This window comes from Halococcus sediminicola, from assembly GCF_000755245.1.
In the GTDB taxonomy this organism is placed as follows: Archaea; Halobacteriota; Halobacteria; order Halobacteriales; family Halococcaceae; genus Halococcus; species Halococcus sediminicola.
Window position 1 is genome coordinate 834,401 of sequence record NZ_BBMP01000022.1, and the last position, 12,601, is coordinate 847,001.

At 67.3% G+C, this 12,601-nt stretch carries 11 protein-coding genes; 7 read left to right on the top strand and 4 right to left on the bottom strand.

Annotated features, from left to right (window positions below; all coding sequences use genetic code 11):
- Positions 1-56: 56 nt before the first annotated feature.
- Together ACP97_RS13565 and ACP97_RS13570 are read right to left on the bottom strand one after the other, a co-directional pair.
- Positions 57-2,153: an OB-fold nucleic acid binding domain-containing protein gene (locus ACP97_RS13565; protein WP_049998323.1), complete on the bottom strand. Its 2,097-nt coding sequence runs from the start codon at positions 2,151-2,153 to the stop codon at positions 57-59.
- Between the two features lie 133 nt (positions 2,154-2,286).
- On the bottom strand, positions 2,287-2,550 hold the full coding sequence (locus tag ACP97_RS13570; RefSeq protein ID WP_049998324.1) for a hypothetical protein: 264 nt from the start codon (positions 2,548-2,550) through the stop codon (positions 2,287-2,289).
- Positions 2,551-2,663: 113 nt separating this feature from the next.
- On the opposite strand from ACP97_RS13570, the gene ACP97_RS13575 reads away from it, so the two are divergent.
- Positions 2,664-3,890, top strand: a complete 1,227-nt coding sequence (locus tag ACP97_RS13575) for a sulfite oxidase (protein WP_049998325.1) — start codon at positions 2,664-2,666, stop codon at positions 3,888-3,890.
- On the opposite strand, the gene ACP97_RS13580 is transcribed toward ACP97_RS13575, so the two are convergent.
- A complete protein-coding gene (locus ACP97_RS13580) occupies positions 3,891-4,478 on the bottom strand; it encodes a YIP1 family protein (protein ID WP_049998326.1) in 588 nt (195 codons plus the stop codon). It abuts the gene before it with no gap.
- A 194-nt stretch (positions 4,479-4,672) separates the two neighbouring features.
- On the opposite strand from ACP97_RS13580, the gene ACP97_RS13585 reads away from it, so the two are divergent.
- The 6 genes from ACP97_RS13585 to ACP97_RS13605 all read left to right on the top strand — a co-directional run bounded on the left by ACP97_RS13585 (position 4,673) and on the right by ACP97_RS13605 (position 9,906).
- Complete coding sequence (locus ACP97_RS13585) at positions 4,673-5,593, top strand: integral membrane transporter (RefSeq protein WP_049998327.1); 921 nt, start codon at positions 4,673-4,675, stop codon at positions 5,591-5,593.
- A gap of 180 nt (positions 5,594-5,773) precedes the next feature.
- Positions 5,774-5,935: a hypothetical protein gene (locus ACP97_RS19950; protein ID WP_154020007.1), complete on the top strand. Its 162-nt coding sequence runs from the start codon at positions 5,774-5,776 to the stop codon at positions 5,933-5,935.
- A complete protein-coding gene (locus ACP97_RS13590) occupies positions 5,932-6,642 on the top strand; it encodes a DUF2270 domain-containing protein (RefSeq protein WP_049998519.1) in 711 nt (236 codons plus the stop codon). Before ACP97_RS19950 ends, ACP97_RS13590 begins: the two co-directional genes overlap by 4 nt.
- 63 nt (positions 6,643-6,705) lie before the next feature.
- Positions 6,706-8,109, top strand: a complete 1,404-nt coding sequence (locus ACP97_RS13595; protein WP_049998328.1) for an FAD-dependent oxidoreductase — start codon at positions 6,706-6,708, stop codon at positions 8,107-8,109.
- A 75-nt stretch (positions 8,110-8,184) separates the two neighbouring features.
- Positions 8,185-9,588 carry a selenium-binding protein SBP56-related protein gene (locus ACP97_RS13600; protein ID WP_049998329.1) on the top strand — a complete coding sequence of 468 codons (1,404 nt, stop codon included), beginning with the start codon at positions 8,185-8,187 and terminating at the stop codon, positions 9,586-9,588.
- Entirely contained in the window at positions 9,589-9,906 is a 318-nt protein-coding gene (locus ACP97_RS13605) for a 2Fe-2S iron-sulfur cluster-binding protein (RefSeq protein ID WP_049998330.1), read from the top strand. It begins immediately after the preceding gene.
- Positions 9,907-9,921: 15 nt separating this feature from the next.
- Here ACP97_RS13605 and ACP97_RS13610 read toward each other — a convergent pair whose 3' ends face one another.
- The gene (locus ACP97_RS13610; RefSeq protein ID WP_049998331.1) at positions 9,922-12,534 is read right to left on the bottom strand and encodes an efflux RND transporter permease subunit; all 2,613 of its coding nucleotides are present in this window, start codon (positions 12,532-12,534) and stop codon (positions 9,922-9,924) included.
- Between the last annotated feature and the right edge of the window lie 67 nt (positions 12,535-12,601).

Sequence of the window (12,601 nt, forward strand, 5' to 3'; positions counted from 1 at the left end):
TCGGTGAAAACCAGTCGTGTCGCGCGAATAAGGCTGTTGTTCGTTCGTCGGACGGCTCAGGCCTGCTCGGCGACGACTTCGATGGTTGCCTCGCGCACGGTTTCGCGCTCGCCGACGAGGAACTCCAATCTGTCGCCCGCTGCACCCACCGAGACGGCCGCCTCGGGCGCGCGCTCGGCGACGTCCTCGGCCACGGCGTCGATGTCGAGGTCGCCACCGTGGCGGACGAGCAGTTCGTCCTCGCCGAGACCGAGTAGTACGGAGGCGTCCTCGCGGTCATCGCTTCGCGCTGCGGTGGCGTCCTCGCACGTCCTCCGGAAGAGTTCGTCACAGAGCAGGTCGGTCGGCGGGAAGTCGTAGCGATGGGTGAACGCGTCCGTATCGAGCACGTTCACGACCGTGCCATCGATCTCGTGCCGTTCGAGGTGGGCCTGTGCGGTCCCGATGGCCGTATCGAGTTTCTCGCGGAACTGGGTCGCAAGCCGGGCAGCCAGCGACTGGCGGCCGTCGAACAGCAGGTCCGCGACGAGTTCGCGCTTGTCCTCGTAGGCCTGGTAGTTCGCCACGAGCGCGACCGACTCACGGAGGTCACGTGTGCGCTCTGTGTCGTAGCCCGCCTCGGCGGCGAGGTCGGCGTACGCCTCGGGACTGTCCTCCCAGAAACTCACCGCCGGGAGGTGCTCGATCTCGCTCCGCACGTCGGGGTCGACGTGGACGGCGACGTTTGCCGCGAGCGCACCCGCCGTCGTTCTGGTCGTGTCGACGAACGCCTCGACGTCCCCGGTCCCTTCGTCGTCGATGACGGCCCGGTCGGCGTCGTAAAGCGCGAGGAGTCCGAGACCATCTGCCGAGGCCTGCGTCCCGCCGACGCCACAGAAGACGAACAGGGGGAACTTCTCGTCGTGGCGCTCGTTGGCGTCGAGCATGGTGGTTATGTCCCGGGTCGCCGAGTCCATGTCGTAGACGCCCTCGCCGAGCGGGCGGCGGTCGAAGTAGTGGTACTCGGCGTCGCTCTGGGCGTGTTCGTCGCGCACGAGGGGCAGCGTCGCCCGCTCGATGGCGCTTGCGGCGACGTAGCCGTCGGCGCTGGCGTCGTGGCGGACGATGACGGGCCGCGAATCGAGCACGGCGCGGCGGATCAGCCCCGCGAGGTCGCGGACGTCGTCGAGACGGTCGGCCACCGCGCTATCGTCGGCGAGCGGTTCGACTTCCTCGGGTCGGGCTCGTTCGGCGAGTGCCGTCTCCATCCGATCCTCGACGGCGTCGCGTTCCTCGTCGTTCAATACTGTGAGTCCCGACGCCTCGATCTGGAGGTCGTCGCGGTGGCGCTCGACGCGCCCCTCGATGGCGACGACTGCACCCTGCTCGACGTCGGGGTACGCACGGACGCCGGCCTCCTCGAAGGCCGCACAGTCCACGGATCCGGACTCGTCGCGGAGTTCGAAGACGGTCGGGCCGCCGGTCTGGCGCACCGAGGCGACCCTGCCCTCGACGCGCACCGGGTCGCCGACGCGCGATTCGAGGGCCTCGACGGCGACGCGCTCGCGGTCGGCGTCGGGTTCCGGCTCTGATTCGGATTCCGGTTCGGCGAGCGCCGCACCGTCGCGCTCGTTGGCTCCGTCGGTTCCGTTGGTTTCATCGCGTTCGTCGGTGTCGGCTGTCGTGTCGGCGCTTGCACTCCCGTCGGTGCGGGGCCGGTCGGTCGTTATTTCGCTCGTGTCGGTCGCCGGACGCCCGGCGACCGCGTGCTCATTTGGGTCGGCGGCCTCCGCTTCGTCGGGGAGTTCGTCGCCTTCGGGCGTGTCGACGAGGCTGCCCCGAAATTCGCGGTCGGCCTGTCGGATCGACCACGTGAGGTCGACGTTGCCGTTGTCGTGAACGTCGGTGACTTGGACGTACACCGTGTCGCCGGCGTCCCAATCGAGACTTTCGAGCCGGCTGTCGAGTTCGCTTCGGTGGAGCAGACCGGTGACGCTGTCGCCGATGTCGATGAAGACACCGAACTCGGCGAAGCCGTCGACCGAACCGCGGTAGAAGCGACCGGGCGTGAGTTGGTTGGCGTGCGAGCCTTCGAATTCGAAGACGACGTCCTCCTCGTGGCTCTCGCAGATGAAGCCGTCCGTGGAGGTGCCGCAGATGATACAGCTACCCATTAGCGGAACCTACGGCCGGGGACTAAAACGGTTGTCGAAACGCGACGCGTACACGACGCCGAATCGAAACCGCGCCGCCGTCGAGTCGGGATTCGCCGTGGAGGCGTTGGCTGCTCTGCGAGTCCGAACTCCGTCACTCGAAAACCGCACTCTCTGCTTCGAGCGCCTCGATGTCGTCCGCGACTTTTCTGACCTGCTCGGGAAAGAGCGCGACCTGCACCTCGTTGCCTTCGTCGTCTTCGAAGACGCATTTCACGCGCTTGTCGCCGAATTCGCGGGCCTCGGCACTCGTCACGTCGAACAGTTTCGCCTCCGCCGACTTGTTCGCCGGGCCGACGTTCTTGAGCGCGCCGTCTTTCAGTTCGACCATGAACTCGTCGAGTCGAAGGTTGAGCACACCGGCGCGAGGAGCACTGGAGAGTTAACTGTTGGTCCCCGCGAGCGCGCCGGCCGAACGGTCGTCGACGTGCCACGCCAAACGGTTATGGACGTACCACGCCATTCCGGACCATGAGCGACGCACGCGAGGGACGGCGCGAGGAGATCGAGGCGATACTCGACCGCAAACCCGGAACGAGCGAGACGCGCGACGAGACCGAGCGCTATACGGCCGTCGGGGCCGCGAGCCGCGCGACCTTCGGGAACTGGCTGACGCCCATCGAGGAGCATTTCGTGCTCCATCGTAACCCGATTCCCGACGGCGACGCCGACTCGTGGACGATAACGCTCGTCGACGACGGGGAAACCGAACTATCGCTCGCCGAACTCATCGAGGAGCTTCCGACCGTAGCGGTCGCCCACACGATGGAATGTGCTGGCAACGGGCGCGGCCAGCACGACCCCGAGACCGGAAACGTCCAGTGGGACTGCGAGGCCGCCGGCACCGCCCTCTGGACCGGCACGCCAGTGAGTTCGGTGCTGCGGGCGGCCGGCGTCGATGTCGATACTGACGAGGACCGGTGGCTCACCGCCATCGGTGCCGACAGCACCGACGAGGAGGCGTTCGCGCGGTCGATTCCCCTCTCGAAGGCGCTCGACGACTGCGTGCTCGCCCACGGCATGAACGGCCAGCCCCTCCCCGACGAACACGGCCATCCCGTTCGACTGGTCGTGCCGGGCTGGTACGGCGTCAACAGCGTCAAATGGCTGTCCGAACTCCGCGTGATGGATGGTATGGTTCGTGAGGGGTCGCTCGACAGGCCCGGTAGCCACGCGCGCTGGCAGCAAGACGAGTACCGCATCCACGCCGCCGGCGAGGAGCCAGCAGAGAACGAAACTGTCGAGACGACCGGGACGTGGGCACAGCTCGAAGCGGGCGGGACAGCGCCCTACACCTTCGACGAGACCGTGATGTCGCTCGTCGGTCGGCCGACGGGTGAGGACGCCCGCACGCAAGGGACCATCGAGGTCAGGGGCGTCGCGTGGGCGGGCGACGAGCGCGTCGAACGGGTCGAACTGTCGACGGACGACGGAGATTCGTGGCACGACGCGGAGCTGTTCGGTCCCGATTATCGGGGTGCGTGGCGGCTCTTTCGGTACGACTGGGAGGCCGACCCCGGCGAGCACCGGCTCCTCTCGCGGGCGAGCGACGAACGCGGGCGCACCCAACCCGAGACCATCGGTACGCCCGAGGAGAGCTTCGACGCGCTTGACGACGGTCGGTATCCGTGGAACGAGGGCGGCTACGCGGCGAACGCCTTCCGGCCGAACGGCGTCACCGTCGAGGTCACCGACTGACTACGCGACGAGGGCGGTGGCGGCCGCGACGCCGCGGAAGGCGTAGCCGAAGACGAACAGCCCGGGGATGGCCGCCGCGAGCGCCGCGCGCCCGAGACCGATCCCGTGAACTTCGCTCGTGCCGACGACGAGCAGCGTCCATCCATAGAGCGCGCAAGCGACTCTGAGCGCGGGAACCGGCAGCCCGGCGAGCACGCACGGCGCGCTCGCGTAGGCGATGACCTGCACTGTTTCGCTGACGCCGGCGCGCTCGCTGGCCACGGGAACGAGCGCAAGCGTCTGGATGGCCGCCGCCAGATGGAGCGCGAGCGGCGCGACGAAGCCGACGGCGATGAGGAGTGCGAGGAGCGCCGAGGCGACCGGTCGGCCGCCGAGTACCGGGTACGCGCCGGGCACGAGCGCGAACCGGGCCGCCTCCTCGATGGCGACCACGGTCATCACGAACGCCAGCCCGGGCGCTTGGTCGCCCGGTGCGACCCCCGTGGCGAAAAACCGGCGCGGGCGCACCAAGGCTTCGAACCACGCGCGCGCGAGCGCTACCGGCCCCCTGTCGCGCCCGCCGGTCGGGTTCTCGACCCACTGCGTCACGGCTATCAGTCGTGTCCTGTGGCGTATCCCGGTTTCGATGCCCCGACGAAACGGCTGCGTATTTACGTCGCCGTCACGACTACTCGACCGTGAGCGAGCAGCCCGTCCCAACACCCGATTCCTCCGACGGCCGATACACGCGAGCGGCCTCGTCGCAACGAGTGATGCCATGCGCAACCGTCGGGTGAACCGAGATGGTCACCATCGACCAGCCCTCGCTGCTGACAGCCGCCTACGCCGCGGGCGTGTTGATGTTCTTCGCACCGTGTAGCGTCGGCCTGCTCCCCGCATATCTGACCTACTACTTCACTCACGACGCCGAAACTGACGGCGGAACTGCCACCGCGACGAGCACCAGTTCGGGGGGTTTCGCGCGGCAGCTGCTGCTCGCAAACGGCGTCCTGCTCTTTCTCGCCGGGGCGATCCCCCTGTTCTATATGGCGACGGCGGGGATCCGTCTGCTGTTGCCTGGCTATGACCTCGTCGTCCCGCTCGCAAAACTCGGCACGGGAAGCTACCTCCCGCCCGTGGCGGCGGTGTTCGTCGGCACGGGACTGTCGGTCGCCGCCACCGGCCGGCGCGGGGCGCGGGGGCTTCGCGTCGGCGGTATCGCCACCCTCGGTATCGTTCTGCTCTACCTACTCGTCGGCGGCGTCGTGCTCGTCGTCGGCGAGTGGATACGACCGTACCTCGCCTCGCTCGAACTGCTCGTCGGCCCGTTGCTGGTGGCGCTCGGCATCGCCTACTACTCCGGTATCTCGCCGCTGCGCGCCATCGAACTCCCCGAGCGCGGCGAAGTCTCGGATTCGGAGTTCTTCACGTTCGGCTTGCTCTACGGCGTCGGCAGCCTCGCCTGTAATCTCCCGGTGTTTCTGGGCGTTGTGCTCTCGTCGTTTTTCACCGGCACGTTCCTCTCGGGACTGGCGGTCTTCGCCGCCTTCGCCGCCGGGATGGGCACGCTGATGATCGGGCTGAGCGTCGTCGCGGGTCTCACCGAAGGATCGCTCTCGCTCGGGCGCTACGCCGCGCCGATTCAAACGATTGGGAGCGCCGCGTTCGTTCTCATCGGGCTGTACGTGACGTGGTTCACGCTGCGCTCGTTCGGTTATCTATGACCGAACGAGCCGTCGAGCATCGCTCACCGACACCGTCCGTGAAAAAACGATGTGTACTCCCAAATCGTGCACTACTGTCCCACGGTACCGTTCGTATCCGCGAATCTCAGGGGATAGTACTGGTTCGGTATTGTCTCATTCTCACCATACTATAGCAAGCTTTATCGGACTCAGTCGGGTATGGTCGAGCAACGAGCGAACGAAGGCGTCGGTCGGACGGCGGTACTGAACGACCGAGCACTCGACCCAACGATGACCACAGACCACGAGCGACACGCGAACCGGCGACGTGACGGCTCAGGGGGAACCAGCGACCGACCCACGATGGGGTGGTACTCGTGAGCGGAAGCGACTCGTTCGACCCGACCGACGAATCCGCACGTCACATCGGCCGCGGGATGTTCGAAGAGGAGATGGGTCCCGGCTCGTCGATGGCCCACCTCTATCGTGGCGAGGTCCACCGGATGAAGTTCTGGCGCGAGCGCCTCGACCGCACCACCAACTGGGCGGTCACCGTCATGGCGGCCATCCTGACGTGGACCTTCACGGGCGGCCATCCCCACTACATCCTCCTCGTGGGGCTGGTGATGCTCACCGTCTTCCTCGTCGTCGAGGCCCGCCGATACCGGGGCTACGACCTCTGGCGCTCGCGCGTGCGCCTGCTGCAGGAGAACGTGTTTGCGAACGCGCTCGACCCCTCGCGGGAGATCGGCGACCCCCACTGGCGGCGCGAACTCAGCGAGGACTACCGCAAACCGAGAATCAAGATCTCCTTCGAGGAGGCGCTCGCCCACCGGCTGCGGCGCATCTATCTGCCCCTGATGGCCGTGCTGCTCGTCGCGTGGTTCGTCCGCATCACCGCGTTCATGCCGGGGACCGACTGGCCGGCGAGCGCCGCCATCGGGGCCGTCCCCGGACTCCTCGTCAGCGCGATCGTCGCCGTCGTTTTCGCCTGTGCGGCGGCGATCGCCTTCCGCCCGCGAACGTGGAAGGCGAACGGCGAACTCCGACTCACCGACGTCGACGTCTGGGGCGACGCCGAACAGTAATCGAAGACCGAACGCCGCGGCCACCGTCCGACAGTATATACCGGTTCACGACGACGCTCCCACATGACCTTCGTCGTCATCGGCGGCGATGCCGCCGGCATGTCCGCGGCGAGCAAGGCGAAACGCGATGCGCCCGACACCGAGGTGGTCGTCTTCGAGGCCGGCGAGTGGGTCTCGTATGGGGCCTGTGGCCTGCCCTACTACATCAAGGGCGAGATCCAGTCGCTCGACGACCTCGTCTCGGTCACGCCCGAGGAGTTCCGCGAGCAGCGAGACATCGACCTCCGGACGGGCCACGAGGTCGTCGCCATCGACCCGGATGGAAAAACCGTCACGGCTCGTGGGGAGAGCGAGGTCGTCCAAGAGTACGATCAACTGTTGATCTCGACCGGTGCTGCGGCCGTTGAGCCGCCGATCGACGGGCTCGACAGGGACGGTGTCTATACACTCGGTTCGATGGCCGACGGCAAGGACCTCCGCGAGTACGTCTCGCGGGCGCGTACCGAGGGCGATCTCCAGCAGCCGGACAGCGGTCCCGCGTGTGAGTTCCTCGAAACCTGCAACGGTCCCGTGGGGGTCGTCGGCGGCGGCTACATCGGCATCGAGATGGCCGAGGCGCTCGCCGCCAACGACTTCGAGGTGCATCTCTTCCAGCGCGGTGATCGGCTGCTGAAATCGTTCAGCGAGGCGACGAGCGAGGCCGTTCTCGACCATCTCCGTGAACAGGACGTGGCGGTGAACCTCGGTGCCGAAGTCGCGGAACTCGCCGGCGGCGACCGGGTCGAGGCGGTCGTCACCGACGCGGGACGGACGCCCGTCGAGATGGTGCTCGTCGGAACCGGCGTCAGTCCACGGACGGACCTCGCCGAAGGGGCAGGAATCGAACTGGGCGAGACGGGAGCCATCGCGGCCGACGAGTATCGAGAGACCAGTATTTCGGACGTCTACGCGGCCGGCGACTGTGCGGAGGCCGATCACGTCGTCACCGGCGACCCTGTGCACGTGCCGCTCGCGCTGACGGCCAACCGACACGGCCGGGCGGTCGGCCAGACGATTGCAGGGAACCCGACGAAAGGCGGCCCCGTCGCGGGCACGGCGGCGGTCAAGGCGTTCGACGTCGAGGCCGCTCGTACCGGTATTCTCGACCACGAGACGGCCCGCGACGCCGGCTTCGACCCCGTTACCGGAACCATCGACGCGAAATCGCGTGCCGGCTACTATCCCGAGGGCGGCACCGTGAGAGTGACGATCACGGCCGACCGCGAATCCGGGCGCGTGCTGGGCGGGAGCCTCGTCTCCGAGTACGGCGAGGGGGCCGTCCACCGGAGTCACGCGCTCGTGGGCGCGGTCACGGAGGGCGTCACGCTCGCCGAACTCTCGAACTACGACCTCGCGTACGCACCGCCGTTCAACACGACGTGGGATCCGGTGCTGACGGCCGCGAAGGTGCTTGATGGCGACCGATAACCGAGATCGATCACGCCGCCCCTCGTGTGTCGGTACCACCAAACACTTATTCGCAGCCCAACAGTAGCGTGTCGGATGAGCACCGACGAGCCGAGCGACACGGGGACCGCACACGGCCACGAACACCACGACGTCGAGGGACCGGGCTATCCGACGCCGGCGGCGATGCGGACCGAGTCCGGCCGGGAGAAAACGGCGTTCGTCATGGCACCGCGGGTCGGGATGGACAGTGACAAAGCGGATTTCGTCGGTGTCGTCGATGTCGACCCCGACTCGGAGACGTACAGCGAAATCGTCGACACGCTGGAGATGCCGAACCGGGGCGACGAACTCCACCACTTCGGCTGGAACAGCTGTTCGTCGTCGTGTCACACCGAAGGACTCCAGCGCGACCACCTGATCGTTCCCGGCCAGCGCTCCTCGCGTATCCACGTTCTCGACGCATCCGACCCACGGAACCCCGAAATCGAGCGCGTCATCGAACCCGAGGAGGTCTTCGAGTACGACCTCTCGGCACCCCACACCGTCCATTGCGTGCCGGGCGGAAAGATCGTCATCAGCATGCTCGGGAACGCCGACGGCGAACTCCCTGGAGGATTCCTCCAACTCGACCAGGAGGACTTCTCCATCGACGGCCACTGGGAAGCCGACCGCGGTGACGTCGAGATGCAGTACGACTACTGGTATCAGCCTCGCCACGGCGTGATGCTCTCGACGGAGTGGGCCGCCCCGAAGACCTACTACCCCGGCTTCGACTTCGACGACGTCGAGGCGGGCAACTACGGCGACAGCATCCACATCTGGGACTGGGAGTCCAGAGAGCATCGGGAGACGCTGACGTTCGGCGAGGAGGGACTAATCCCGCTGGAGATCCGCATGCTCCACAACCCCGAGGCGACCGAGGGATATGTGGGAGCGGCGCTCTCGTCCAATATCATCCGTTTTTGGGAGCGAAACGACGGGGCGTGGGACTGGGAGAAAGTCATTGACATCGAGGAGCGCGAGCACCCCGACTGGGAGATGCCCGTGCCGGGACTCGTCACAGACACCCTCATCTCGCTCGACGACCAGTACCTGTTCTTCTCGAACTGGCTGCACGGCGACTGCCGGATGTACGACATCAGCGACACGGGCAACCCGCGGCTCGTGGACCAGATCTGGGCCGGCGGTAACTTCGGCGACCGACAGGAGGTACAAGGAACGGAGATCCGCGGCGCGCCACAGATGCTCCAACTCAGCCGCGACGGCCGCCGACTCTACTGGACGACCTCGCTGTTCTCGTCGTGGGACAACCAGTTCTACCCCGACATCGCCGAGGAAGGCTCGCTGATGATGAAGGCCGACGTCTACCCCGAGAAGGGGCGGATGGAACTCGACGAGGACTTTCTAGTCGACTTCGGCGACGCACCCGGCGGGCCGGCGCGCGCCCACGAGATCCGCTGGCCGGGCGGCGACTGCACGAGCGACGTCTGGCAGTAGATGGCCCACGAGGTGATGCTCGACTGGCGCGATGGCCCGGACCGAACTATCGAGGTCGATGGCGACGAGACTGTCGTCGAGGCCGCCGAACGGGTCGGGATGAACCTCCCCTACGGCTGTCTGTACGGGGTTTGTGGAACCTGTACGGCCCGCCTGCTCGCGGGCAAACTCGTCCACACCGAGCGCCCGCGTGCGCTGAAACCTCGCCACAGCGAGGCGGGCTATGTCCTGCTCTGTGTGGCGAAACCCCGGTCTGACTGTCGCGTGGAGGTCGGGGCGACGGTGCAGGCCGACCTCGTCTCGAACCCCTGGAAGTGAGGTGGGAAGGGACGATTACCCTGTTCTCGTGAGCAGTCGCTCCCGGATCACGAGCAGACACGGCAACACCGTCATGCACGCGACGAACGCGTAGACGATGCTCAGTCCCGTGACGATGCCGAAGCGCTGGAGCGGCGGGGAGAGCGCCAGCGCGAGCACCCCGAAGCCGGCCGCCGTCGTCACCGCACTGCCCAGCAGCGCGCCGCCGGTACCCGTGAGCGTGGCCGACAGTGCGTCCGCGAGCGAGTCGTGGCGGGCGCGCTCGTCGACGAACCGCTCGCCGACGTGGATGCTGTAGTCCACGCCCAGCCCGATTGCCAGACTCGTGATCACGACCGTCTCGCTATTAAAGGGGATGTCGAGGGCGGCCATCGTCCCGAGCAGCCACGCGAGCGCGAGCAGGACGGGCACGATGGTCACCACGCCTAGTCCCGGCGCCCGGCTTCGCCACCAGTACAGCCCGACGAGCAGCGCGAGGATGACCCCGAGCGTGATGGCGAAGCCCTCGACGAGCGTCTCGAACAGCGCGCTCTGGACGACCGCGGTGGTGACCGGCCCGCCAGTCGCGATGGCCGTCACCGGCGCGTTCGCTTCGACCGTCGCGGCGACTCCTCGCACGTCCTCCGCGACCGACTGGGACGAGGCGTTGCCCTGCACGCCGACCGTGAGCCGGGCGGACTCGTACGAGCCGTCGTCTGCCCGGTAGAGCACCGAGGATGCCTGCTCGGGAGCGGCGTCGAACAGCAGGTCGTAGACCGCCGCGACGTCCCTGTCGGGAAGCCCGTCGCCATCGATGTCGCGCGCCTCGACCGCATCGGCGACCGTCCCGTTCTCGGCGGCGACGCTCCGGAGGACGGATGCCGGACTCTCGATGGCGGCCCGTCCGTCCCCGCCGACGACGATTGTTCCGCTCCCGTTGGCGTCCCGAGTCACGTCGTCGGCCGCGGTGAGCAGCGCCGGCGCGGTCATGTTCCCCTCTATCAGAATCTGTCCCTCCGAATCCTGTCCGCGCTGGCGGAAGTTGTCGCTCAGGTAGTCGAGGTCATCGCTCACGTCGTAGTCGCCCGGGGCGAGCGGTCCCGGCAGCGAGTCCATCCACGCCGGCGCGTCTTGGGGCAGGAAGTCGGCCTGATTGAACTCCGTGTCGATGCCGGTCGCGCCGTACGCGCCCCCGGCGGCGAGCACCACCGCGACGACGATGACGACGATGGGCGCTCGCCGGGCGAGCCGGGCGGCCCCCGAGAGAGCGCCGTTCAGCCAGCCCGCATCGACGCCGACGGCGCTCCTCTTCCGGGTGTGGCCACGGCGGTCGAGGAGGCGTTCGAGTTCGAGTTTGAGCGCCGGCACGAGCGCCGCGAACACGACGAAGATGGCGACGATGCCGACGCCGCTCAGAATCGCGAAATCCTGTATCGACTCTAGCGGGCTGACGTAGTTCGAGAAGAAGCCGACGGCCGTCGAGAACGCGGCGGTGGCCAGCGCGAGGACGACGCCGGCGAGTCCGAGGCGCATCGCGGTTGTGGGATCGCGCCGACCCGTGGACTCACGGTCGGTGTCGAGGGACCCCTCACGCGCCTCGCGGTAGCGCATGACGACGTGCAGCGAGTAGTCGATGCTCAGGCCGATGAGCAGGAATGGCACGGCGATGAGCGTCGAGTTCGACGGGATTCCGAGCCAGCCCTGAACGCCGGCGTACCAGACGAGCACGATCCCGACCCCGAAGAGGCTCACGAGAACGTCGAGGAGGTCGCGGTAGGCAATGGAAAGAACGACGAGCAGGAGGACGAGCGCGACCGGTGTGATGACGATGAAACTGTCGCCGATGGCCTGTGAGGACTCCTCGTCGATGATGCCCTGCCCGAAGACGAACCCGTCGGTGAAACGGTTCTCGACCAGCGAATCGATGGCCACCTGCGCGTCGTTGACCTCCTCGTCGGTCGTTCCCGACCCGCTCGGACTTTTCTGGAAGACGAGGGTGGTTCGCGCGTCGGCCTGCGTCGTTCCCGGCTCGTACTCCGATGGCAGGAACTCGGCGGGGTCGCTGCCCGGCACGGACGCCTCCGGGTCGAGGATGCGGCTCAGATACGTCTCGACTTGCTCGTCCGACCGCGATTCGAGGGCGGCGATCTGCTGGTCGAGCGTCGGTGCTGCCGGTTGGCTCTGTCCTGGGGCCGACGTGTCGTTCGCCCCCGTCGCACGGGAGTCGGAACCCGAGTCGTCGGCGCGCTCGCTCTGCTGGTGGGCGTATGCGACGTTCGCCACCACGTTCTCGATGCCGATGGCTCCCGTTCCTTCACGGAGCGTCGCGTTGATCGACTCGTTCTCGTGGAGTGCTTTCTGTAGGCGGAGGCTCTTTAGGAGCGACTGTCGCGTGAGGACGTTTCCTCCTTCGTTCCTGACGACGACCTGCGCGACCACCGCGTCGTCGGTCTCGTAGGTCGCGTCGATCTGGTCGAGTGCGGCTTGTTCCGGGGAATCGATGCCGGCATCGCCGATGCCCGCCTCCCCGGTGGTGCCGACGACCGCGCCCGCGCCGACGGCGGCGGAGACGACGAGCAACAGCGCGATTATCAGCCGGCTCCGCGAGACGAGGGAATCCGCGTACCGAGAGGAGAGGTCGCGTTTCATCGGCTATCGCCTTCTCGAACCGGCGCGGCGACGAATGCACGGCGACTGACTGCTGGCGGGGAACCGT